Origin of the sequence: Albimonas pacifica, from assembly GCF_900113695.1 — a bacterium.
GTDB lineage: Bacteria > Pseudomonadota > Alphaproteobacteria > Rhodobacterales > Rhodobacteraceae > Albimonas > Albimonas pacifica.
The window spans coordinates 569,959-593,505 of record NZ_FOQH01000001.1 but is presented as its reverse complement, the minus strand read 5'-3'; the positions used below and the strand labels follow the sequence as shown (position 1 = coordinate 593,505).

The window sequence follows — 23,547 nt, the reverse complement described above, 5'->3', positions numbered from 1 at the left end:
CCGGGCGCCCGAGCCCGCGCCTGCGCGCGGGGCCGCGACGGACGACCGGACGGCGGCCGGGGCGTCGGGGCCGCCGGGAGCCGCGGGGAGCGGGCGGGACGGCCGCGCGCCCGCCATGGCGGCGTCCCGCGCGGCGACGGCGCCGGTGCTGCGGGTGGACCTCGACGCGATCCGGGCGAACTGGGCGCAGGCCTGCCGGCTGGGCGCGCCGGGGCGGCTGTCGGCGGTGCTGAAGGCCGACGCCTACGGCCTAGGCCTCGCGCCCGTCGCCCGGGCGCTGGCCGAGGCGGGCTGCGCCGCGTTCTGGGTCAACGACCTCGACGAGGCCCAGCGCCTGCTGGCCGTGGCGCCGGGCGCGCAGGCGTTCTGCCTGATGGGGCTCGCCGACGCGACGCCCGCGGCCTTCGCCGCCCTCGGCGCGATCCCCGCGCTGGTGTCGCTCGCCGAGGTCGAGGCCTGCGCGCGCTGGGCCGCGGCCGCCGGCCGGCCGATGCGGGCGGCGCTGCAGCTCGACACCGGGCTCGGCCGGCTGGGCCTGTCGGAGGCGGAGGCGGCGCGGCTCGCCGCCGAGCCCGAGCGGCTGGCGGGGCTGGAGCTGGCGGCGCTGGTCTCGCATCTGGCCGCCTACAACCTGCCCGACGATCCCGGCAACGCCGCCCAGCTCGCGCTGCTGGAGCGGCTGGCCTGCGGGCTGCCGCGCGCGGTCCTGAGCCTCTCGGCCTCCTCCGGCCTGTTCCTGGGGCCGGAGTGGCGCCAGGGCCTGGCGCGGGTGGGCAGCGCGCTGTTCGGAACCCAGACCTCGGTGGTCCGCCAGCCCGGGCTCAGGCCCTGCTATTCGCTCGAGGCGCCGGTGATCGCGGTCGCCGCGCATCCCGCCGGCCGGCGGCTGGGCTATCGCGGGGCCGGAGAGCTCTCGCGCCCCTCGCGGATCGCCACGATCGCGGCGGGCTACGCCGACGGCCTGCCCCAGGTCTACGCCGAGGCGGGGCGGCCCCATGTGCAGGGGCGCAGGGTTGCGGTGGTGGGCGGGGTGGCGATGAACCTCACGATGCTCGACGTCACCGACCTGCCCGAGGCCGCGGCCCGCCCCGGCGCCCGCGCGGTCCTGCTCGACGCCGCCGCCCCGGTGGAGCCGGTGGCCGAGGCCATGGCCTGCGCCCCCAACGTGCTGCTCACCCAGGTCGGCGCGGCGGTGCGCAAGGAATATCTCGGCGCCTGACGCCCCCGCCGCGAGGCCCACGGACGGGCCTCCGGGCGGACCGCCGGCCCTCGGGCCCAGGCCCGCCCGCAGGGCGCCTCCGGACCCGGGACCCGCGCCCCGGGACGGAGGCGCCCTGCGGGCGGGCTTGGCCGGCTCCGGGCCAAGGGCGGCGCCGAAACCACGGGCGCCGCGCGGGGCTCGCGCGGGGCGAGCGGCGGCGTCAGCCGGCGGCGAGTTCCGCGAGGGCCGCCTCGGCGTCGGGCCAGATCCGGAACAGCTTGGCGAAGCCGCTGATCGCGAAGACCTCGGCCACCGGCTCGCTCATCCCGCTCAGGCCCAGCGCCGTGCCCGTGGCCTTCGAGCGGCGGGCGGCGAGCAGCAGCACCCGCAGGCCCGCCGACGAGATGTAGGAGAGCGCCGAGAAGTCCACCAGCACCGGCGCCGGGGCGTCGAAGCGGGGCAGCAGCGCCTCCTCCAGCTCGCGCGCGGAGTTGCTGTCCACCCGGCCCTTCGGGCGCAGCACCACCACGCCGGCCTGCGTCTCCGTCTCGATCTCCACGGTCGCTCTCCCCTCTTGCCTTCGTCAGCCGTCCAGCCGCTTGACCAGGGTCACCTCGTTGACCCCGTCGCGGCGGACGTAGCCGACCTCGTCCATCATCGACTGCACCAGGTGGATGCCCAGGCCCCCCACCGCGCGGTCGTCCAGCGCGGCGTCGAGGTCGGGCGCCGCCGCCCCGGTCGGGTCGAAGGGGCGGGCGTCGTCGCGCACCACCGCCGTCGCCGCGCCGCCCGCGAGCGTGATCGAGACCTCGATCCGCCCCGTCGCGCCGTCCTCATAGCCGTAGCTGATCGTATTGGTCAAAAGCTCGTCCAGCGACAGGGCCAGCGCGTGGGCCGCGCCCATCGGCAGCTCGTTCGCCTCGCAGAAGGCCTCGACCGCCTCGGCGAGGCGGCCGACCTCGGCGAGATCGTTGACCAGCGTCAGGGAGAGGGCGGTCATGCGCAGGCCCTCCCGTCCAGCGGCTCGACGCGGTAGACCGTCTCCCGCCCGAAGTTCTTGGGCAGGTCCTTCTCGCCCAGGTAGGTCACCGCGAAGGCCGGCGCCCAGGGCTGGCCGGTCAGCCGGGCCTCGTGCTGGCGGGCGTCGGATTCGGCGCGCAGCAGGGCCACGAAATGCTGGGAGGCGTAGATCTCGCCGGGCGCGGCCACCCCCTCGATCCGCGCCGCCCGGTTCACGTGGTGCCCGAAGATCATCGAGCGCCCGGTCAGCGGGTGCAGGCCGACGTAGACCGGCCCCGCATGGAGCGCCACGCGGAAGCGCGGACGCGCCTCGAGGCCGAAGCGGTCGAGCTCGAGCTCCGCCACCCCCGCGGTCAGCTCGGCGGCGTAGCCGGCGAGGTCGGTGGCGGTCTCGGCCGCCGCATGCACCGCGTCGCCCCAGGTGTTGATCAGGATCGGCGCGGTCGCGCGCGTCTCGATCCGGGCCTGCACCTCGGCGAGGAAATCCCACAGCAGCGGCACCTGCTCGTCGCGCAGCGTCGAGTATGTGGCGAGGTCGGCGAAGAAGATCGCGCGCACCACCAGCGGGCTAGCCCCGAAGGACAGCGCGCCGAGGCCCGGGGCGATGTCCGAGAGGGGGGCCGCCCCCTCGCCCCGCGGCTCGTCGAGGTCGATCAGCGACAGGCGCTCGATCTCGGGCCACTGGTCCATGAAGTCGGCGGGCGAGCCGGGCTCGGGCGGGGCCATCGGGCTCCAGCACACCAGCAGGCGCGCGGCGGCGCCGAGGCTGTCGGCATGCAGCCGCGCGAGGCCCTGCAGCACCTGGTTGTTGAAGCGCAGCTGGATCTCGTCGCCCGCCAGGCGCTCCTCTCCGGAGGTCTCCACCCGCGCGGCCGCGGCGCGCACCGCCTCGAAGCGGGCGAGGTGGGCGGGGCCGGCGGGGGCCACGTGCCAACGGGCGAAATCCTCGGGCGCGCAGGGCAGGAAGAGGTGCAGCTCCGCTCCGCGGGCGAGCGCGGCCTCGGCGAAGAGCAGCCCGGGGCCGGCGGCGGGAGAGGCGTAGGCGACGCGGGCCGAGGCCGGCAGCGCCGCCTCGATCTCCGCGCGCAGAACGGATTCGCAGGCGGGATCGAGCCACGCCGGATCGGCGGCGTAGGGCGCGGCGCACAGGATCACGGCTTCGGCGCTCACCGGCCGGTCTCCTCCCAACGCCTCGTGCAAGCTGATGGGAACCTTAGGGGTCTCCCGCCCCGGCGCGCAAGCGGGGAGGGCGTCGCGCGGGCCTCGTCGCGAAAGCGTCGTGGCGGGGCGCCAGGATGGGGGCGACGACGCGCGGGCTTGCGCCGGGCGGCCCGCGGGGCGATGTCTGCGGGCGAGAGACGCCGCGACCCCGGGTCGCCGGACGCCGAGGGCCGGTTTCGGCCTACAAGGAGTCTCCCTGCCGCGCGGCAGGCAAGAGCAAAGGATCGCACGCATGGCCACGCTTCTGCACCCTGACGCCCCGAACTTCCGCTCCTTCTGCGGGATGGCGCTGCCCGACGGGCGGCGGGTGCGCGAGCGGCGCTTCTACCGCTGCGCCTCGCCGCGCACCTTCGGCCCGGCGGGGATGGAGGCGCTGGAGGCGCTGGACCCCTACGCCATCGTCGACCTGCGCGGGCGCGAGGAGGCGACCGTGAACGCCTACGTCCTGCCCGACGCGATCAAGGACCGCCGGGTGGCGATGCCGATCGAGCCCAAGACCGGCGACCGCGTGCGCGAGCTGCACGAGGCGGGCCTGCTCGACCGCGAGAGCGCGCGCGAGGCGATGCGCGAGACCTACCGCTACTACGTCGAGGAGAGCGCGCATGTCTTCCAAGACCTGCTGCGCCTCGCGCACGAGAGCGGCGGGCGCCCGATCGTCTGGCACTGCGCCGCGGGCAAGGACCGCACCGGCTTCGCCGGCGCGATGATCCTGGGCACGCTGGGCGCGGCGGAGGAGGCGGTGATGGCCGACTACCTCGCCACCAACGACCTGTGGGCGCCGCCGGCGAACTCCACCGTCTCCGCCGTCCCCGAGCTCGCGCGCGAGGCGCTGCGCCGGGTGGAGGCGGACTACCTGCAGACCGCGCTCGACACCGTCGCGCAGCGCTACGGCTCGATGTCCGCCTTCGCGGCCGAGGCGCTGGGGGGCGAGGACCAGGTGGCGCTGTTCATCGCCGACGCGCTGGAGGAGCCGCAGACCGTCTGAGGCGCCCGCGCGCCCGAACGCCGCCGCCAGTCCCCCCGGCGGCGGTTCGCGCATCCGGGCGGCGGCGCCGCCCGCGCCAGAGGGGCCGCGGCGGCGCTCGCCGGTCGATTTCCGGGGCGGTTCGGTGCTAGACCGGCCCCGGGTCGACGTCGGAGGAGGCGAATGCGCCAGCCCAGCGCCATCGGTCGGATCGTATCCTCGTTCCTGTCCTTCATGGGGCTGGTCGGGGCGATGGCGACCGCGCTGGGCCTCGCGCAGGCGGCGTTCAGCGACCGGCTGGCGCCAGAGGTCTCGCTGACCGGCAGCCCCTGCGATCCCGGCGAGGCGGTGCTGTCGCGCTGGGAACGGGCGCTCGACGCGAACGTCGGCCGCTTCGTCTACCTCGACGTCGCCCTGCAGGAGACGCCGGAATGCGAGGACGGCTCGATCGGCGAGCATCCCTTCTACCGCGAGACGGCGGCCGGCGCGGCGCATTACACGCTCCCCCTCCGCCAGCCGCGGGCCGCCAACAGCATGCCCCGGGTGCGCCTGCCGGTGTCGGAGGCCGCCGAGGCGCTGCTGGCCGACGGGTTCCTCGACTTCGAGAACGAGGGCGCGCTGGTCGGCGAGGGGGTGTTCTTCGTGGACCTGCTGGACGATCCCCACGCCGGGCGGACCTATCGCCTGGCGCCCGCGCCCTACTCGGTCGAGGCGGGCGCCATCCACGCCTGCTCGCGCGCGGTGCACGCGGCGCCGGGGGCCGCCTCGGCCGCCTGGGCCTATCTGCGCGAGTGCGTGGCGGCCTTCTAGCGCGCTCCGGCGGGCGGACCGCCCTCCGACGCCGCGGTCAGAACCGCGCCCGCGTCACCCGGGCGAGCTTCTCCAGCGTGCCGTCGAGCGTGCAGAGGTCGGTGCCCGGCGTGGTCACCGCGTCTGCGGCCGCGGCGACGGCGAAGGCGATCGCCTCGACGAACGGGCGCCCGTCCGAGAGGCCGATGGAAAGCGCCGCGACGAAACTGTCGCCGGCGCCGGTGGAGGACAGGACCTCGACCGCGGGCGGGGCGCAATGCCAGGCCTCCTCGGCCGTGGCGGCCCAGGCGCCGTCGCCGCCGAGGGTCACGATGGCGATCTCGGCGGCGCCGCGGTCGACGAGCTCGCGCGCCAGCGTCTCGGCCTCGCGCGGGCCGAACTCGGTCCAGCCCATCAGCTCCATGCCCTCGTAGTGGTCCATGCGCAGGACGTGGGCGCCGGTGTTGGGCTGGGCCGCGACCTCCAGCGGGCGGCCGGAAGTGTCGACGATCACCTTCGCCCCGACCCGCCCCGCCATGGCGCAGAGCCGGCGGGGAAAGTCCTCGGGCACGCCGGGGGGCTGGGAGCCGGACAGGACCACCAGGTCGCCCGGCCGCATGGCCGCGGTCAGGGCGTCGAGCGCGCCCTGCCAGACCGGCTCCCCCCAGAGCTCGCCCGGGAACACGAAGCGGTACTGGCCGCCGGTGGCGCGGTCGTGGACGGCGATGCTCTGCCGGGTGGGGACGCCGCAGTCGTGCCAGATCGCGGCCAGGCCCTCGGCCGCGAAGCGCTCGCGGTAGGTCGTGCCGAGGGGGGCGCCGGTGCAGATGAACGCCTCCGACGCCCCGCCCAGCTTGCGGATCGCGCGCGAGACGTTGGCGCCGCCGCCGCCGGGATCCATCTGCGGCGGCTCGCAGCGCATCTTGCGGCCTTCCTCCAGCCGCGCGACCCCCGTTGTCAGGTCGAGCGCGGGATTCAGGGTGACGGTGAGGATGCGGGACATGCGCGCTCCGGTTGCCTGGGTGCCGGGCGGGACCCTAGCGGACCGGGGCCGCGCGCCTGAACCCCCCGCGGCGCCGCAGCGCGCCCCCTGCCCTCAGGACAGGGTGAAGAGCGGCCGGAACTCGGTCATGTCGTCGAAGAGGCAGACCTCCGGCGGGCCGAGGCGGAGGGTCGGCAGCGCGGCGAGCAGCGCGGATTCGGCCTCCGAGAGCATCGCGTCGGCCTCGCGCGCGTCCTCGGGCGCCGGCCAGTCGATCAGGTAGGCGAGCGTGATGTGGAAGCGGTAGTCGGCGTGGCCCGGCCGCTCGGCGAGGCCGGTCGCCGCCGCCAGCCGGTCGCGCAGCGCCCGCAGGCGGGCGTCCTCGGCGGGCGTCTCGCCGGTCAGCGTCACCCCCATGCCCGAGGGCGAGAGGGTGAGGCTGCGCGGCGTCATCCGGAACACCGGGTCGGTGTCGAGCGCGAAGCCGCGCACCGCCTCGACGACGGCGGCGTCCGCCTCGCGCCCCGGCAGGTCCTGGGGCAGATGCCGCGGCCAGGCGGCGCCGCGCCGCCCGTGGAGCACCATGTCGAACATCGTCATGTGGAAGGACGAGGGCGGCAGCCAGGCCCAGAAGCGGGCGAGGCCGGCCGCCTCCATCGTCGCGCGCACGGTGGCGAGCGCCGCGTTCGCCGCGGGCTCGCGCACATGGGCGACGATCGTGCTGCCGGGGTCGGGCAGCGCGTCGCCCCGTGCGTCGAAGCGCAGACCGAGATAGGTCGGGGCGGCCTCGCCCTGGCGGGCGGCGAGCGCGTCGGTCAGTCTCACAGGCGACCCCCCTGCCTGGCGTCGAAGAGATGCAGGTCGGCGGGATCCGCGGTCAGCGACAGCGGGCCCGCGGGCAGCGGCAGGGCGGCGTCGGCGGCGACCACCACCGGCGCGCCTGCGGCGAGACCGTGCAGGAGGCGGGTGGCGCCGAGCTCCTCCACCGCCTCCAGCGCAAAGGGCAGGCCCTGGCCCGCGGGGACGAGGCGCGCCTTCTCCGCGCGCAGGCCGGCCTTGACCGGGCCCTGCGGGGCGCCGGCGGGGGCGGGGATCGCGGCCTCCCCAACGCGCAGCCTCCCGCCGTCGACCACGGCGTCGAGCAGGTTCATCGCCGGCGCGCCGATGAAGGAGGCGACGAAGGTGGTGGCGGGGCGGGCGTAGACCTCGGAGGGCGTCCCCACCTGCTCCACCAGCCCGCCGTTCAGCACCACGATGCGGTCGGCGAGCGTCATCGCCTCGACCTGGTCGTGGGTCACGTAGATCGCCGAGACGCCCAGCCGGCGCTGCAGCTTCCGGATCTCCAGCCGCATCTGGTTGCGCAGGCGGGCGTCGAGGTTCGAGAGCGGCTCGTCGAAGAGGAAGACCTTGGGGTCGCGCACGATGGCCCGGCCCATGGCGACGCGCTGGCGCTGCCCGCCGGAGAGCTGGGAGGGCTTGCGGTCGAGGAACTCCTCGATCTGCAGCATCGCGGCCGCCTCGGCGACCTTGGCCGCGATCACGTCCTTCGGGGTCTTCCGGTTCTGCAGCCCGTAGGCGAGGTTCTTCCTCACCGTCATGTGCGGGTAGAGCGCGTAGTTCTGGAACACCATGGCGATGTCGCGGTCGGCGGGGTCGGCCTCGTTCATGCGGCGCCCGTCGATGCGGATCTCGCCCTCCGAGACCGCCTCCAGCCCCGCGACCATGCGCAGGAGGGTGGACTTGCCGCAGCCGGAGGGGCCGACGAACACGACCAGCTCCCCCTGCCCCACCTGGATGTCGACGCCCTTCACCGCCAGCGCCCCGTTGGGGTAGCGCTTGACGACGCCGTCGATCTCGAGCGTCAGGGCGCGGTCGGAGGGGGTGTGCACGGGCGCCTCCACGTGGCGGGCGGCGGCTTCGAGCAGGGTCATCATTTCTCGGTCTCCACCAGGCCCTTCACGAAGGCGCGCTGGAAGATCAGCACGATCAGCGCGGGGGGGACCATGGCCAGGATCGCCATGGCCAGGGCCTTGTTGTACTCGGGGATGTTGGCGCCGATCCACACCTGCAGGATCTGGCGGATGCCGCGGACGATGGTGAACAGGCTCTCGTCCGTGGTCATCAGCGCGGGCCACAGATACTGGTTCCAGCCCACGACGAACATGATGATGAAGATCGCCGCCATCATCGTCTTCGACAGCGGAACCAGGATGTCGAGGAAGAAGCGCACCGGCCCCGCGCCGTCGATGCGCGCGGCCTCCAGCAGCTCGTCCGGCACCGACTTGAAGAACTGGCGGAAGTAGAAGGTGGCGGTGGCGGACGCGATCAGCGGCAGGATCAGGCCGGTCCAGCTGTTCAGCATCCCCATCGACTGCACCACCTCGTAGGAGGGCAGGATGCGCACCTCCAGCGGCAGCAGCAGGGTCGAGAAGATGATCCAGAAGGCGACCGTGCCGAAGGGGAAGCGGAAGTAGACGATGGCGTAGGCCGCCAGCATCGAGATCACGATCTTTCCGACCGCGAAGCCCAGCCCCAGGATCACCGAGTTCCACAGCATCCGCACGCCGGTGATGTCCCCGGTGAAGCCGCCCCGGTCGAAGAGCACCGCGCCGTAGGTCGAGGCGAATTCGCCCCCATAGCCCAGCTGCAGCCCTTCGGAGTGGATCACGATGGGGTCGTAGGTCGAGGAGGCGAAGGCCACCAGCAGCGGGGCCATCATCAGCGCCACCCCGAAGATCAGCACCGCGTGGTGATAGACCTGCAGGTTGCGCCGGCGGCGGTTGGCCCCCGCGGCGGCCGTGGCGCGGGACCAGGAGGCGGCGAGCGCCGGATCGGAGGAGACGGTCATGGCTCTGGCCTCAGGCGTAGTGGACGCGCCGCTCGATCAGGCGGAACTGGATCACGGTCAGGAGGAACACGGCGACCATCAGGATCACCGACTGCGCCGAGCTGCCGCCCAGGTCCTGCCCGCGGAAGCCGTCGAGGAAGACCTTGTAGACCAGCGTCACCGGGTTGTTGCCCGGCTCGCCCTTCAGCATCACGTCGACCACGCCGAAGGTCTCGAACAGCGCGTAGGTGATGTTGATGATCAGCAGGAAGAAGCTGGTCGGCGCCAGCAGCGGGAACACCACCGTCCAGAAGCGCCGGACCGGCGAGCGGCAGTCGATCGACGCCGCCTCCTTCAGCGCGTTGGGGATGCCCTGCAGGCCCGACAGGAAGAAGATGAAGTTGACCGGGATCTGCTTCCAGGCGGCCACCGTCATCATCGCGATCGCCGTGTCGGCGTAGTCGAAGCCCACCCGCATGTCCCAGCCGAACAGGGCGGCGAATTCCTTCAGCGGCCCGATGTGCTGGTCGAAGAGCATCGAGCCGATCAGCCCCGCCACCGGGGGGGCGATGGCGTAGACCCACATCAGCGTGGTCTTGTAGGTCGCCCGCCCCCGCAGCACCGCGTCGGCCGAGACCGCCAGCGCCAGCGCGATCCCGAGCGAGACCACCGACACCACCACCGTGAACAGCGCCGTGAACCGCGCCGCCCGCCCGTAGGTCGAGCTGGTCACCGCGTCGACGTAGTTGTCGGTCCCCACGAAGGTCGCCGTGCCGAAGAACGGGTCCTCGATATGGAAGGACGAGCGCACCGCCTCGGCCGAGGGCCACAGGAAGAAGATCGCGACGATCGCCATCTGCGGCGCAAGCAGCAGGTAAGGCGTCAGGGAGGGGCCGAAGAGGGCCTTCTTCATGGGGGGCTCGCGGACAGTCAGGGGGCGGGGGCCGGAAAGGGAACGGGGACGCCGCGCGGGCGCCCCCGTCCACGATGGGGCCGGGATCAGCCGGAGGTCTTGGCGAAGCGGGCCAGGATCTGGTCGCCTTCCTCGTCGATCGTCTTCAGCGCGTCCTCGACCGAGGTCTCGCCGGAGAAGATCTTGCCAGTCTCGCGGTTGATGACGTCGCGCACCTGCGGGTAGAAGCCCAGGCGGTAGCCCTTGGTCCACTCAGCCGAAGGCAGCAGCAGCTGCAGGATGCCGGTCTCGGCCGAGGGCTTCTCGTCGTAATAGCCGTCGGCCTTGGCCATCTCGTAGGCGGCGGTGGTGATCGGCACGTAGCCGGTCTCGCGGTGCCACATGTACTGGATCTCGGGCGAGGTCAGGAACTCGAAGAACGCGGCGGTGGCCTTGTTCTCGGCCGCGTCATGGCCGGTCAGCGCGAAGAGCGCCGCGCCGCCGATGAAGGTCGACCCGCCGGCGCCCTCGACCGAGCCCCAGTAGGGCAGGTAGGTCGAGGCGAAGGGATGCTTCATCGACTGCTGCAGCCCGCCGAAGGAGCCCGAGGAGCCGATCCACATCGCCACGTCGCCGGTCTCGAACGGCTGCTGGTTGTCGTTCCAGCCGGGGCCGTAGTAGCCGAAGAAGCCGGCGTCCTGCCACTCCTTGAGCTTGGTGAAGTGATGCTGCAGCTCAGGGGTCGAGGACAGCAGCAGCTCGACGTCCTGGGCGGAGTCGTAGCCGTTGTTCTGCGTCGCGAAGGGCAGGTTGTGGCGCGAGAAGAAGTTCTCGACGAAGATCCAGGGCATGTGGCTCTGGGCGAGCGGCACGTAGCCGGCCCCGACCAGCTTCGGCGCAATCTCCTCGAACTCCTCCCAGGTCTTGGGGGCCTCGACGCCCGCCGCCTTCAGCGCGTCCTCGTTGTAGTAGAGGATCGGCGTCGAGGAGTTGAACGGCATGCCGATCATCTTGCCCGAGGCGTCGGCGTACATGTAGCGCACGCCGTCGATGTAGTCGGTGACGTCGAAGCCGGCGCCGGCCTCGTTGAGCAGGTCCTCGGCGGGGAGCACCGCGCCCTTGGCGCCGATGATCGTGGCCGAGCCCGCATCGAACACCTGCACGATGTTGGGCTGCTCGCCGGCGCGGAAGGCGGCGATGACGTTGGTCAGGGTCTCTTCGTAGCCGCCCTTGTAGATCGGCACGATCCTGTAGTCGGACTGGCTGTCGTTGAAGCGGGTCGAGATCTCGTTGACCGTCTCGCCCAGGGCGCCGCCCATGGCGTGCCACCAGGTGATCTCGGTCTGGGCCTGGGCGGAGGCGGCCGAGGCGGCCAGCGCGCCGGCGGCGAGCAGCGTCTTGCGGAGCATGCGAATCCCTCTTGCACGTCGGGAGCCCGCGCGCCCGGTCGGGGCCGCGGGAGGACCGGGGGGATGCCTAGCGGCGATGCATGTCGCGCCGATCACGGTTTCATGTCGGTTTGATTGCAGCGACGGGCGCCCGCGAGGCGCGCGCCGCATTAACGCGGACTTAGGGGGCCGCGGCGCATCACCCGTCTCCCGGGATGGGATGGAAAGGATGCGCCATGGGCCTCGCAGGGCGCGCGCTGACGCTCGCGCGCAGCGCCGAAGGAATGTTCCTGCTGTGCTGGGCCGCGGTCTACGCCGCGGCCACCGCTCTGGACGTAATGGACGAGGTCATCGCCACGATGGTCGCCCATGAGGACTGGGAGCTCGACGAGCTGATCCTGGCGCTGGCCGTGGCGGGGCTGCTCGCCACCGCGGCGCTGGCCCGCCGCGGCCTGCAGCTCCGCCGGACCGAAGCCGGGCGGGAGCGGGCGGAGGCGGAGGTCGCCTGGCTCGCCCAGCACGACCCGCTGACCGGCCTCTTCAACCGCCGCTTCATCGACGAGATGACCGCCCGCCAGGGGGCGGAGCGGCGCGCGGGCGCCGACCGACGCGGCCCCGGCCGGCCCTGGAGCACGGGGGCCGAACGGCGCGGCGAGGGTCCCGCGCTCGAGCAGGGGGCGGTGCTGGCGCTGGACCTCGACGGGTTCAAGCAGGTCAACACGCTCGTCGGCCACGCCGGCGGCGACGCCCTTCTGCGCAAGAGCGCGGCGCGCCTGCGCCGCGCGGTCCCCGGCGGGGTGATCGCGCGCCTGGGCGGGGACGAGTTCGTGGTGATCGTCGACCGGCTGGTCGCCCCGGACCCGCTGGCGCTGGGCGAGCGGATCTGCGCGGCGCTGTCGGAGTCGATCGACCTCGACGGCATCGCGGTGCGGGTCGGCGCCTCGGTCGGCGTCGCCCGCCTGCCCGAGGACACCCGCAGCCTGGCCGAGGCGCTGGGCATGGCCGACGCCGCCCTCTACGCCGCCAAGGACGGCGGGCGCGGCCGCGCGGTCGCCTACCGCCCCAAGATGGGCGACGCCCTCGCCCGCCGCGCGGAGCTCGAGACCGGCCTGCGCCGCGCCCTGGCCGAAGAGCTCGACGAGCCGGCCGCGCAGGAGGCGAGGCCCCCCGACGGGCGGCCCGCGCCGCGGCCGGCGATCTCGCTCCTCTACCAGCCGCTCGTCGACCTCGCCTCCGGCCGCCTGTCGGGGTTCGAGGCGCTGGCCCGCTGGACCGGCCCCGACGGCGCCCCCGCCGCGCAGCCGGACGAATTCGTGGCGCTCGCCGAGCAGACCGGCCAGATCATGCGCCTGTCCGAGCAGCTCCTGCGCCAGGCCTGCGCCGACGCCGCCCGCTGGCCGGAGGGGCTGCGCCTGTCGTTCAACATCTCGCCGGCCCAGCTGGGCGACCCGGGCCTCGCCCGGCGCATCCTCGACACGCTCGCCGAAGAGGGGCTGCCCCCCGCCCGCCTGCAGATCGAGGTCACCGAGACCGCGGTGATGCGCAACCCCGACATGGGGGCGATGATCCTCGACGGCCTGCGCGAGGCCGGCGTGCGCGTGGCGCTCGACGACTTCGGGGCGGGCTATTCCAGCCTCGCCCAGATCACCCGGCTGCGCTTCGACGGCATCAAGATCGACCGCGGCTTCATCGCCCGCGCCGGCGACGGGGGGGAGGGCGACGAGATCCTGCGCGCGGTGCTCGGCCTCGCGCTCGGCCTGGGCGTCGAGGCCACCGCCGAGGGCATCGAGACCGAGGACCAGCTCGCGCGCCTGCGCGCGCTGGGCTGCGGCTTCGGCCAGGGCTTCCTGCTCGGCCGCCCCGCGCCCCAGGCCGAGACCCTGGCCCGCATCGCGGCCGAGGCCCGCGCCCTCGCGCAGACGCTGCGCGCCTCCTGACACCGCGCCCCCGGGCGCCCCCTCCCGGGGCGGCCCGGGGGACGGCGGGCGGGGCGACGCGCGCAGCGCGAGCGCCCGACCCGCCGTCCCCCCGAAACGTCCCCCCGAAGCGCCCCTCGCCATCCGCCCCGGTCAGCGGGTACGCTCCCCCGGCGCGAGGGAGGCGCAACCGACATGCTGGACGGCCCCGACGGCGATCCCGCGGCTCTGGTCGAGACCTGGCTGGGCCGCCTCGAACGGGCGGCGCGCGCCCGCGACGCGCTCGCCCCCCTGTTTCATTCCGAGAGCTTCTGGCGCGACGCCGCGGCCCTCGGCCCCGGGCTGCGCACGCTCTGCGGCCCGCAGGCGATCGCCGGGGCCCTCGCCCCCGCCCTCGCCGCCGCGGGCGCAGGCGGCTTCGTCCTCGACCCCGACGCCCCGCCGCCGGCGCGGGTGCAGCGGGTCGACCGGACCTGCCTCGAGGCCTTCCTGCGCTTCGAGACCCGCCCGGGCCGCGCCCGCGCCGTCCTGCGCCTGGTCGCGCCAGCCCCCGGCGAGCCGCCCCGCGCCTGGACCCTGCTCACCGCCCTGCACGAGCTGAAGGGCCACGAGGAGCGCCTCGGCCCCCGCCGCCCCGCCGGCCAGGCCGAGTCGCGCGATTTCCGCGGCCCCAACTGGCTCGACCGCCGCCGCGCCGCGCAGGCGTTCGAGGACCGCGACCCCGCCGTCCTCGTGGTCGGCGCCGGCCAGGCCGGCCTCGCCATCGCCGCGCGCCTCACGGCGCTCGGCGTCGACACGCTGGTCGTCGACCGGCACGCCCGGGTCGGCGACACCTGGCGCAGGCGCTACCACGCCCTGACCCTGCACAACCAGGTGCAGGTCAACCACCTGCCCTACCTGCCCTTTCCCGACACCTGGCCGACCTACATCGCCAAGGACAAGCTCGCCGGCTGGCTCGAATCCTACGCCGAGGCGATGGAGATCAACGCCTGGACCGGGACCGAGTTCCTGGGCGCCGAGCGCGCCCCCTCCGGCGCCTGGCAGGTCCGCCTGCGCCGCGAGGGCGGCGCGGAACGGACCCTTTCCCCCCGCCACGTGATCCTCGCCACCGGCGTCTCCGGCATTCCCAACCGCCCGGAGATCCCCGGCCTCGGGAGCTTCCGGGGCCGCGTCCTGCATTCCTCCGACTACCGCGACGGCGAGGATTTCTCCGGCCGGCGCGCCCTGGTGATCGGAACCGGCAACAGCGGCCACGACATCGCGCAGGACCTGTGGTCCTCGGGCGCGCAGGCGACGCTGGTCCAGCGCAGCCCCACCTCGGTCGTCAACATCGAGCCCAGCGCCCAGCTCCCCTACGCCTTCTATTCCGACGGTCCCTCGACCGAGATCTGCGACCTGATCGCGGTCTCGATGCCGGTCCCGCTGCTCAGGCGCGCCCACCGCGGCTATACCGCCCGCGCGCAGGAGATGGACGCAGCCCTCCTCGACGGCCTGCGCGCGAAAGGCTTCCGGCTCGACTTCGGCGAGGACGGGACCGGCTGGCAGTTCAAGTACCTCGCCCGCGGCGGCGGCTATTATTTCAACGTCGGCTGCTCGGACCTGATCGCGGAGGGCGAGATCGGGCTGGTCCAGGCCTCGGACCTCGCGGGCTTCGAGGCGGACGCGGCGATCCTCGCCGACGGCCGCCGGCTCCCGCTAGACCTCGTGGTGCTGGCCACCGGCTACAAGGGACAGGAGGCGCTGGTCGCCCGCCTCTTCGGCGAGGCGGTGGCCGCGCGCGTGGGCCCCGTCTGGGGGTTCGGAGACGGTCTCGAACTGCGCAACATGTTCGTCCCCACCCCGGAGCCCGGCCTGTGGTTCATCGCCGGCAGCCTCGCGCAGTGCCGGATCTACTCGCGCTATCTCGCCCTGCAGATCAAGGCGCAGGAGGAGGGGATCGCCCTGCCCGGCTGAGGGCGCGCCCGGGACGAAAACGGGGGCCCTGAGGCCCCCGTCGTCGACAGCCGTCGACCCACGCTTACTCGGCGGCGACGGCCGAGGCGCCGGCGTCGAAGCGGGCGAGGCGCGAGGCGATGATCTCGTGCGCCTCGGACATGATCCGGTCGATCAGCTCCTTGACCGTCGGCACGTCGTGGATCAGGCCCTGGATCATGCCCGCCGACCACACGCCGTGGTTGGTGTCGCCCGAGGTCAGGCCCTCGCGCCCGCGCACGCCCTTGACCAGGTGGGCGACCTCCTCGAAGGGCTTGCCGGCCTTCTCGGCCTCGACCACGGCCTGGCTGATCTCGTTCTTCGCCACCCGCGCGGTGTTGCGGTAGCTGCGGAAGATCAGGTCGGTGGACCGCTCGTCCTGCTCGACCATCGCCTGCTTGAAGGCGTCGTGGATCGGCGCCTCCTTCGTCGCGCAGAAGCGGGTGCCCATGTTGATGCCCTCGGCGCCCAGCGCGAGCGCCGCGACCAGGCCGCGGCCGTCGCCGAAGCCGCCCGAGGCGATCATCGGGATCTTGATCTTGTCGGCCGCGGCCGGGATCAGGATCAGGCCGGGGATGTCGTCCTCGCCCGGGTGGCCGGCGCATTCGAAGCCGTCGATGGAGATCGCGTCGACGCCCATGCGCTCGGCGGACAGCGCATGGCGGACGGCGGTGCACTTGTGGATCACCTTCACGCCTGCGGCCTTGAAGGCGTCGACATGCTCCTGGGGCTTGTAGCCGGCGGTCTCGACCGCCTTGATGCCGCCCTGGATGATCGCGTCGCGATACTCCGCATAGGGCGGGGGCGTCAGGGTCGGCAGGATCGTCAGGTTCACGCCGAAGGGCTTGTCGGTCATCTCCCGGCAGCGCGCGATTTCCTTGGCCAGCGCCTCGGGGGTCGGCTGGGTCAGCGCGGTCAGGAACCCCAGGCCGCCGGCGTTGGCCACGGCGGAGACCAGCTCGGCCGTGCCCACCCACTGCATGCCGCCCTGGGCGATGGGATGCTCGACGCCGAACAGCTCGGTGAAACGGGTCTTCATGTCGTCCTCCTCCGCGCCTCTGCCGGGCGCCCTTTGCAGGTCGGGCCGGGGGCGTGCCCCCCCGGCCCTTCCGTGCTCCTCCCCGGGAGGTTACGCGCAGGTCAAGCGCGCGCGGAACCCCTGACGTCGCATCAGCGCGGCGCCATGCGGATGGCGCCGTCGAGGCGCACGTCCTCGGCGTTGAAGTAGCCGGTCTCGACCATGCACATGGCGAGCTTGGCATACTCGTCCGGGTCGCCCAGCCGCGGCGGATGGGGGACCGAGGCCGAGAGCGCCGCCTTCACGTTGTCGGGCGCGCCCTGCAGGAGCGGCGTGTTGAAGATGCCCGGCAGGATCGTGTTGATCCGGATCCCCTCCGAGGCGAAGTCGCGCGCGATCGGCAGGGTCATCGCCACGATCGCGCCCTTGGAGGCGGAGTAGGCGACCTGGCCCATCTGCCCGTCCTCGGCGGCCACCGAGGCCGTCATCACCATCGCGCCGCGGTCGCCGCAGTCGAGCTTGTCCAGCTCCAGCATGCCCGCGGCGGAGCCGACGATGCAGCGGAAGGTGCCGATCTGGTTGACCTCGATGATCTTCTTGTAGGCGTCGATCGGGAATTTCTTGATTTCACCCGTCTTCCGATCCCGGCCGACGGTCTTGATGGCGTTGCCGATGCCGGCGCAGTTGATCAGGATCCGCTCCTGCCCGATGGCCGAGCGGGCCTTGGCGAAGCCGTCGTCGACCGACGAGTCCGAGGTCACGTCGACCTGGACGAAGACGCCGCCCAGCTCCTCGGCCAGCGCCTCGCCCTTCTCGGCGTTAAGATCGAACAGCGCGACCTTGGCGCCGGCCGCGGCCAGCCGCCGGGCGGTCGCGGCGCCCAGGCCCGATGCGCCGCCGGTGACGACGGCGGAAAGTCCTTTGACATCCATGATCTTACACAGCCTCGATGATGGTCACATTGGCGACGCCGCCGCCTTCGCACATGGTCTGCAGACCCCACTTCTTGCCGCGCGCGTGCAGCGCGTGGACCAGGGTCGCCATCAGCTTGGTGCCCGAGGCGCCCAGCGGATGGCCCAGCGCGATGGCGCCGCCGTTGACGTTCAGCTTCGCGTGGTCGGCGCCGACATGCTTCAGCCAGGCCATGGGAACCGGCGCGAAGGCCTCGTTGACCTCGTAGAGGTCGATGTCGTCGATCTTCATCCCCGCCCGCTTCAGGGCGCGGTCGGTGGCGTAGAGCGGCTCCTCGAGCATGATCACCGGATCGCCCGCGGTCACGGTCAGGTTGTGGATCCGCGCCAGCGGCGTCAGCCCGTGCTGCTTGACCGCCTCGGCCGAGGCGACCAGCACGCCCGACGAGCCGTCGCAGATCTGCGAGGCGTTGCCGGCGGTGATCACGCCGCCCTCGACCAGGGTCTTCAGCCCGCCCAGCGCCTCCATCGAGGCGTCCATGCGCACGCCCTCGTCCTGGGTGTGCATCCCGCCCTCGATCTCGAGGGGCACGATCTCCTTGTCGAAGGCGCCGGCCTCGATGGCGGCCTTCGCGCGGCGGTGGGACTCGAGGGAGAACTCATCGAGCTGCTCGCGGGAGAAGCCGTGCTTCTGCGCGATCATCTCGGCCCCCGCGAACTGGGTGAAGGCGATGTCGGGATACTTCTTGTCGAGGCCCGGCGACTTGGCCGAGCCCGGCTCGAACGAGCGGGTGAAGCGGCCGGAGGAGCCCATGGGCACGCGGGTCATCGACTCGACGCCCGCCGCGATCACCAGGTCCATCGTGCCGGACATGACCGCCTGCGCGGCGAACTGGATCGCCTGCTGGGAGGAGCCGCACTGGCGGTCGATGGAGACGGCGGGCACGTGCTCGGGCAACTTCGAGGCCAGCACGGCGTTGCGGCCGATGTGCAGGCCCTGCTCGCCGACCATGCCGACGCAGCCCATGATGACGTCCTCGATGGCGGCGGGGTCGACGCCGGAGCGGTCGACGACCGCGTTCAGCGCATGAGCGGCGAGGTCGACGGGGTGCCAGTCGGCGACCTTGCCGCCGCGGCGGCCCCCGGCGGTGCGCACGGCGGCGCAGATATAGGCTTCGGCCATGGTGTCCTCCTGAGTCTTTGTCGTTCGGTCATGGCGGCGTCAGCCGCCGAATATTCCCCCGGCGGCGTCAGCCGCCGAACTTGGCGGCGCGCTTCTCGAGGAACGCCGAGACGCCCTCGGCGAAGTCCTTCGAGCGGCCGGCGTCGCGCTGGTGCTCGCGCTCGGCCTGCAGCACCTCGGCGAAGGAGCTGTCGGCGGCGAGCCAGGCCTGCCTGCGGATCAGGCGCAGCGAGGGCTGCGGGCCCTTCGCCAGCCGCTGGGCGAGCTCCATGGCGGTGGCGTCGATCTGGTCGTCCTCGACCACCCGGTTCACCAGGCCCCAGTCCATCGCCTGCTGGGCGGGGATCTTCTCGGCGAGCAGCATCATCTCCATGGCCCGCGCGCGGCCCGCGGCGCGGGTCAGCAGCCAGGTGGCGCCGCCGTCGGGCACCAGGCCGATGCGCGCGAAGGCGAGCATGAAATAGGCCGACTTGCCGGCCACGATCATGTCGGCCGCCAGCGAGATCGACGAGCCGACGCCCGCCGCCGCCCCGCGCACCGCCGAGACGATGGGCACGGCGCTGTCGCGGATCGCCATCATCAGCGGGTTGAAATGGTTCTCCAGCGCGGCGCCCGCGTCTGCGTTCGGGTCGCCCGGCTGCACGGTGCCGCCGGAGAGGTTGGCGCCCGAGCAGAACGCCCGCTCGCCCGAGGCCAGGAGGATCGCGCGCGAGGACCGGCCGGCGGCCTCGATCGCCTCCTTCAGCTCGGTCGCGAGGTCCGAGGTGATGGCGTTCATCGTCTTGGGATCGTTGAGGCGGATGACGGCGACGTCGCCGTCCTTCTCCACCAGCAGCTTGTCGGACATGGAAGTCTCCGGTCGGTCAGGGCGCGCGGGCCGCGAGGGCCCGCGCCGCATCTCGATTGCGCGGTCCCCGCGCGGGCCGGGTCAGCGGTACTCGGGCGTTTCCCAGAACGGGAAGTAGTCGGGCATGTCCGTCGAGACCTTGTCCGGGAAGTTCGGCGCGCGCTTCTCGAGGAAGCTCTGCACGCCCTCCTTCACGTCGGCCGACATCCCGCGGCTGGCGATGCCGCGGCTGTCGACGCGGTGGGCCATCATCGGATGCGGCTCGCCCAGCATCTTCCACATCATGTTGCGCGCCAGCGCCACGGCGACGGGGGAGGTGTTCTCCGACATCTCCCTGGCCAGCGCCCGGGCGGCGGGGAGCAGGTCGTCAGGCTCGTGCACCGAGCGGGCGAAGCCGGTGGCGATCGCCTCCTCGGCGTCGAAGATCCGCCCCGTCGTCACCCACTCGACGGCTCGCGAGATGCCGACGACCCGCGGCAGGAACCACGACGAGCAGGCCTCGGGGACGATGCCGCGCTTGGGGAAGACGAAGCCGACGCGGGCCTTGGTCGAGACCATTCGCACGTCCATCGGCAGCTGCATGGTGGCGCCGATGCCGACGGCCGGACCGTTGATCGCGCCGATCACGGGCTTGAGGCTGTCGAAGATGCGCAGGGTCACGCGGCCGCCGCCGTCGCGCAGCTCCTCGGCCGAGTAGTCGTTCTTGCCGTCCGGGCCCTTCTTGATGAAGTCGCCGGTGGTGAAGACCTTTGCGCCGTCGCCCTTGCCGCGCTCGAGATCCGCGCCGGCGCAGAAGCCGCGCCCCTCGCCGGTGACGATGACCACGCGCACGCGGTCGTCGGCGTCCGAGACGTCGAAGGCCGCGATCATCTCGTTCATCATGTCGCGGGTGAAGGCGTTGAGCTTGTCCGGACGGTTGAGGTGGATCGTGAAGATCCCCTCGTCCAGGGTCGTGAAGATCGTCGAGTAGTCCTTGCGCTCCACCATGGGGGCGTCTCCTCCGTGTCGTTATGCGCCCGTCTGCGCGGGCCGGGTCAGGCGGCGGGCCGCCTGACCTCGATCTCTCCGTCGCCGGCGATGGCCACGACGCCCATGCCGACATGGGCGTCGAAGGACAGCAGCCGGTGGTCCGGGCAAGCGGCGATCAGCGCCGCCTCGCCCTTGACGTCGCCCCAGATCCCCTGGCGCGCCTCCTCCCAGGACCGCGCGGCATGGGCGCCGTCCGTCACCGCGTACCTCAGGCGGGCCAGCGTTTCGGGCGTCTCGTCGCCGAGGCGGGTGACCGTCAGCCGGTCGATGGGGAAGGGGCCGTAGAGGCCTGCGCCGAAGAACCGGACGTCCCGCAGGCGGACGTCGAACTCGGCGCCCTCGAACCCCTCGGCGAACCCTCCCTCGGAGGCGGGCTTGAAGCCGGTGTGTTCGAAGACGATCCGCACCTCCCGGTCGCCGAACTCCATCCGCCGTATCTCGGCGTCGTGGAACGAAACCGTCTCGAACTGGTCGAAGGGCACCGATCTCTCCTCCACGACGCGCATCGGCTCAGTTCACCTGCCGCGACTGGCCTTCCCAGTAGGGGGCGCGGAGCTCTCGTTTCAGGAGCTTGCCGGAGGCGTTGCGGGGCATCGCCTCGATCACGTCGACCGTCTTGGGGCACTTGAAGTGGGCGAGCCGGGTGCGCACGAAGTTGATGACGTCGACGGGGTCCAGCGTGTGGCCCTCCTTCACCGTGACCACGGCCTTCACCGCCTCGCCCCACTTGTCGTCGGGCACGCCGATCACGGCGGCCTCGGAGATGGCGGGGTGGGCGTAGAGGGCGCTCTCGACCTCGGCGGGGTAGACGTTCTCGCCGCCCGAGACGATCATGTCCTTGATGCGGTCGTGGATGTAGAGATAGCCGTCCGCGTCCATGTAGCCCGCGTCGCCGGAACGGACCCAGCCCTCGGCGTCCTTGGTCTTCGCGGTCGCCTCGGGGTTGTTGTAGTAGCCGGCCATGTTGTTGCCCGACAGGATCGCGATCTCGCCGATCTCGCCGATGGGGAGTTCATTGCCGTCCGCATCGATGATCTTGATCTTGGAACCGGGCAGCGCCTTGCCCGCCGAGCTCAGCCGCCTGGGATCCCGGGCGCGGTGATCCTCGGGCGGCAGGAGGCTGATCGTGCCGGTGGTCTCGGTCATGCCGTAGCACTGGCAGAAGTCGCAGCCGAAGACGGTCAGGCACTCCTCCAGCAGGGGCACGGGCATCGGCGCCGCGCCGTAGGCGATATTCTTGACGTGGGAGAAGTCGGCCGCCTGCGCCTGGGGGGTGCGCACGATGAACTGCAGCGCCGCGGGCACCAGGAAGGCGTGGGAGACGCCGCGGTTGATGAACAGGTCGAGGGCCTCGAGCGGGTTGAACTCCCGCGTGATGATCGCCTTGGCGCAGTTGGCGAAACTCAGGCACCACACGCCGATGCCGCCGATATGGGCGAAGGGCATGCACACCAGCATGACCGCGTCGTCGTCCATGGTGTCGTAGTTCATGCCGGCTTCGGACATCAGCGTGCGCTGGCCCAGCAGGTTCGCGTGGCTCAGCATCACGCCCTTGGGCAGGCCGGTGGTGCCGGAGGTGAACAGCACCAGGCAGACGTCGTCAGGCTCGCCGAGGTCGCCCGTGAACTCCGCCGGCTGGCCGTCGCGCCAGTCGAAATAGGAGGGGTGCTTCTCCGACCCGCCCTCGGCCGCGATGATGGTCACGCCCTCGGGGAGCTGGCCGCGGATCTGCTCGACCGCGTCGAGGAACTCGGGGCCGACGGCGAGCACGTCGGGAACGAAGCGCTCGAGGATCTGGCCGATCTCGGCCGGCGCGAGGCGCCAGTTCAGGGGCCCGAAGAAGCCGCCGGCCTTGCACGTGCCGATGAACAGCTCGAAGGCGACGTCCGAGTTCTTGCCCCAGTAGGCGACGTTCTTGGCGCCCAGCGCCTGCAGCCCGTTCGCCACCTGGTCGGTGAACCGGTCGAACTGGGCGAAGGTGGTGATCCGGCCCTCGAACTCGTGGACCATCACGTCGGGGCGGCGCTTGGCGTTCGACCGGGCGAGCGTGCCCATCGTCTTCAGCGCGGCGGGGTCGATCATTCCGTGGTCTCCTCCCTGAGCGGGCGCGCGGCCTGTCCCGGCCGCTCGCGCCCCAATCCTGTCGCCCGGGCGGGTCTGGGCCGCCCGGGCGGTCCCGCCGTCAGATCGAGCGGGACACCAGTTCTTTCATGATCTCCGAGGTGCCGCCGTAGATGCGCTGCACGCGGGCGTCGCGCCACAGGCGGGCGATCGGATACTCGTTCATGTAGCCGGCGCCGCCATGGAGCTGGAGGCAGGCGTCCACCATCTCCCACTGCATCTCGGTGTGCCAGAGCTTGGCGGCCGAGGCCTCGTAGGCGTCGAGCTTGCCGTCGATATGCCGCTTCAGGGCCCAGTCGACATGCGCCCAGCCGACCTGGAGCTTGGACTTCAGGCTCGCCAGCGTGAAACGGGTGTTCTGGAAATCGAAGATCGGCTGCTTGAAGGCGGTGCGGCCCTTGGTGAACTTCACCGCCTCGTCGAAGGCCCGCTGGGCGCCGGCCTGGGCGGCGAGCGCGATCGACAGACGCTCCTGGGGAAGCTGGCTCATCAGGTAGACGAAGCCCTTGCCCTCCTCGCCGAGGCAGTTGGTGATCGGCACCCGCACGTCCTGGAAGAACAGCTCCGAGGTGTCGGCGGAATGCTGGCCGATCTTGTCGAGGTTGCGGCCCCGCTGGAAGCCCTCGCGGTCCGCCTCGACCAGGATCAGGCTGATGCCCTTGGCGCCGAGGCTGGGATCGGTCTTGGCCACCACCACGATGAAGTCGGCGTTCTGGCCGTTGGTGATGTAGGTCTTCTGACCGTTCACCACGTAGTGGTTGCCGTCCTTCCTGGCGGTGGTCTTCACGCCCTGCAGGTCGGAGCCGGTGCCCGGCTCGGTCATCGCGATGGCCGAGATCGCCTCGCCCGAGACCATCTTCGGCAGCCACTTCTTCTTCTGCTCTTCCGAGCCGTATTCGACCAGGTAGTCGGCGACGATGTCGGACTGCAGGGTGAAGCCGGCCGACGAGCCGAGGTAGGCGAGCTCCTCGGCCACCACGGCGTTGTAGCGGTAGTCGAGGCCCATGCCGCCGTAGGCTTCGGGCACGGTGGGGCACAGCAGCCCGGCCTCTCCCGCGGCGAGCCAGACCGAGCGGTCGACGACGCCGGTCTGCTCGAACTCGTCGAGGCGCGGCGCGAGGTGGCGGTCGAAGACCTTGCGCACGGCGTCGCGGAACAGGCCGTGCTCCTCCTCGTAGACGTGGCGGTCCATGGCGTCGAGCATACGATCCTCCCGGTGGCGTTCAATCGACCTTGCGGCCATTAACTAACCAATTAACAGGGGCCG

Annotated in this window: 22 protein-coding genes; 5 read left to right on the top strand and 17 right to left on the bottom strand. The window is 72.4% G+C overall.

Annotated features, from left to right (window positions below):
- Window positions 1-115 precede the first annotated feature (115 nt).
- Complete coding sequence (locus tag BM064_RS27320) at window positions 116-1,219, top strand: alanine racemase (protein ID WP_177236119.1); 1,104 nt, start codon at window positions 116-118, stop codon at window positions 1,217-1,219.
- A 202-nt stretch (window positions 1,220-1,421) separates the two neighbouring features.
- Here the strand turns inward: BM064_RS27320 and BM064_RS02390 are convergent, their stop codons facing one another.
- Genes BM064_RS02390 through BM064_RS02380 form a run of 3 tightly spaced genes read right to left on the bottom strand, consistent with a single transcriptional unit; the run spans window position 1,422 to window position 3,391 of the window.
- A complete protein-coding gene (locus BM064_RS02390; RefSeq protein WP_092857433.1) occupies window positions 1,422-1,760 on the bottom strand; it encodes an STAS domain-containing protein in 339 nt (112 codons plus the stop codon).
- 24 nt (window positions 1,761-1,784) lie between these two features.
- Window positions 1,785-2,201, bottom strand: a complete 417-nt coding sequence (locus BM064_RS02385; protein WP_092857431.1) for an ATP-binding protein — start codon at window positions 2,199-2,201, stop codon at window positions 1,785-1,787.
- Window positions 2,198-3,391 carry an adenylate/guanylate cyclase domain-containing protein gene (locus BM064_RS02380; protein WP_092857429.1) on the bottom strand — a complete coding sequence of 398 codons (1,194 nt, stop codon included), beginning with the start codon at window positions 3,389-3,391 and terminating at the stop codon, window positions 2,198-2,200. Before BM064_RS02380 ends, BM064_RS02385 begins: the two co-directional genes overlap by 4 nt.
- Window positions 3,392-3,674: 283 nt before the next feature.
- Here BM064_RS02380 and BM064_RS02375 point away from each other — a divergent pair, with 283 nt between their 5' ends.
- Both BM064_RS02375 and BM064_RS02370 read left to right on the top strand, forming a co-directional pair.
- Window positions 3,675-4,427, top strand: a complete 753-nt coding sequence (locus BM064_RS02375; RefSeq protein ID WP_092857427.1) for a tyrosine-protein phosphatase — start codon at window positions 3,675-3,677, stop codon at window positions 4,425-4,427.
- Between the two features lie 162 nt (window positions 4,428-4,589).
- Window positions 4,590-5,216, top strand: a complete 627-nt coding sequence (locus BM064_RS02370) for a hypothetical protein (RefSeq protein ID WP_092857425.1) — start codon at window positions 4,590-4,592, stop codon at window positions 5,214-5,216.
- Between the two features lie 37 nt (window positions 5,217-5,253).
- On the opposite strand, the gene BM064_RS02365 is transcribed toward BM064_RS02370, so the two are convergent.
- From BM064_RS02365 to BM064_RS02340, 6 genes are all read right to left on the bottom strand, one after another.
- Complete coding sequence (locus BM064_RS02365; protein ID WP_092857423.1) at window positions 5,254-6,198, bottom strand: 1-phosphofructokinase family hexose kinase; 945 nt, start codon at window positions 6,196-6,198, stop codon at window positions 5,254-5,256.
- Between the two features lie 93 nt (window positions 6,199-6,291).
- The gene (locus tag BM064_RS02360; protein ID WP_092857421.1) at window positions 6,292-7,002 is read right to left on the bottom strand and encodes a DUF1868 domain-containing protein; all 711 of its coding nucleotides are present in this window, start codon (window positions 7,000-7,002) and stop codon (window positions 6,292-6,294) included.
- Window positions 6,999-8,108: a sn-glycerol-3-phosphate ABC transporter ATP-binding protein UgpC gene (gene ugpC / locus BM064_RS02355; protein ID WP_092857685.1), complete on the bottom strand. Its 1,110-nt coding sequence runs from the start codon at window positions 8,106-8,108 to the stop codon at window positions 6,999-7,001. Before ugpC ends, BM064_RS02360 begins: the two co-directional genes overlap by 4 nt.
- Window positions 8,108-9,025, bottom strand: a complete 918-nt coding sequence (ugpE, locus tag BM064_RS02350; RefSeq protein ID WP_092857419.1) for a sn-glycerol-3-phosphate ABC transporter permease UgpE — start codon at window positions 9,023-9,025, stop codon at window positions 8,108-8,110. The genes ugpC and ugpE overlap by 1 nt, the downstream gene beginning before the upstream one ends.
- Window positions 9,026-9,035: 10 nt before the next feature.
- A complete protein-coding gene (locus BM064_RS02345) occupies window positions 9,036-9,917 on the bottom strand; it encodes an ABC transporter permease subunit (protein ID WP_092857417.1) in 882 nt (293 codons plus the stop codon).
- 86 nt (window positions 9,918-10,003) lie between these two features.
- Window positions 10,004-11,305 (bottom strand): extracellular solute-binding protein, encoded by a 1,302-nt coding sequence (locus tag BM064_RS02340; protein WP_092857415.1) that lies wholly within the window; start codon window positions 11,303-11,305, stop codon window positions 10,004-10,006.
- A 215-nt stretch (window positions 11,306-11,520) separates the two neighbouring features.
- On the opposite strand from BM064_RS02340, the gene BM064_RS02335 reads away from it, so the two are divergent.
- The gene (locus tag BM064_RS02335) at window positions 11,521-13,221 is read left to right on the top strand and encodes a putative bifunctional diguanylate cyclase/phosphodiesterase (protein ID WP_177236118.1); all 1,701 of its coding nucleotides are present in this window, start codon (window positions 11,521-11,523) and stop codon (window positions 13,219-13,221) included.
- A gap of 174 nt (window positions 13,222-13,395) precedes the next feature.
- A complete protein-coding gene (locus tag BM064_RS02330) occupies window positions 13,396-15,153 on the top strand; it encodes a flavin-containing monooxygenase (RefSeq protein WP_092857411.1) in 1,758 nt (585 codons plus the stop codon).
- 64 nt (window positions 15,154-15,217) lie between these two features.
- Here the strand turns inward: BM064_RS02330 and BM064_RS02325 are convergent, their stop codons facing one another.
- The 8 genes from BM064_RS02325 to BM064_RS02290 form a co-directional block, all read right to left on the bottom strand.
- A complete protein-coding gene (locus BM064_RS02325) occupies window positions 15,218-16,210 on the bottom strand; it encodes an NAD(P)H-dependent flavin oxidoreductase (protein ID WP_092857409.1) in 993 nt (330 codons plus the stop codon).
- A 131-nt stretch (window positions 16,211-16,341) separates the two neighbouring features.
- On the bottom strand, window positions 16,342-17,121 hold the full coding sequence (locus tag BM064_RS02320; RefSeq protein ID WP_092857407.1) for an SDR family NAD(P)-dependent oxidoreductase: 780 nt from the start codon (window positions 17,119-17,121) through the stop codon (window positions 16,342-16,344).
- 4 nt (window positions 17,122-17,125) lie between these two features.
- Window positions 17,126-18,283, bottom strand: a complete 1,158-nt coding sequence (locus tag BM064_RS02315) for an acetyl-CoA C-acetyltransferase (RefSeq protein ID WP_092857405.1) — start codon at window positions 18,281-18,283, stop codon at window positions 17,126-17,128.
- A 67-nt stretch (window positions 18,284-18,350) separates the two neighbouring features.
- Entirely contained in the window at window positions 18,351-19,130 is a 780-nt protein-coding gene (locus BM064_RS02310) for an enoyl-CoA hydratase-related protein (RefSeq protein WP_092857403.1), read from the bottom strand.
- A gap of 81 nt (window positions 19,131-19,211) precedes the next feature.
- Window positions 19,212-20,117 (bottom strand): crotonase/enoyl-CoA hydratase family protein, encoded by a 906-nt coding sequence (locus BM064_RS02305; protein ID WP_092857401.1) that lies wholly within the window; start codon window positions 20,115-20,117, stop codon window positions 19,212-19,214.
- Between the two features lie 47 nt (window positions 20,118-20,164).
- A complete protein-coding gene (locus BM064_RS02300; RefSeq protein WP_143103239.1) occupies window positions 20,165-20,641 on the bottom strand; it encodes a hypothetical protein in 477 nt (158 codons plus the stop codon).
- 28 nt (window positions 20,642-20,669) lie between these two features.
- Entirely contained in the window at window positions 20,670-22,241 is a 1,572-nt protein-coding gene (locus BM064_RS02295) for a long-chain-fatty-acid--CoA ligase (protein WP_092857397.1), read from the bottom strand.
- Between the two features lie 100 nt (window positions 22,242-22,341).
- Entirely contained in the window at window positions 22,342-23,484 is a 1,143-nt protein-coding gene (locus tag BM064_RS02290; protein WP_092857395.1) for an acyl-CoA dehydrogenase family protein, read from the bottom strand.
- Between the last annotated feature and the right edge of the window lie 63 nt (window positions 23,485-23,547).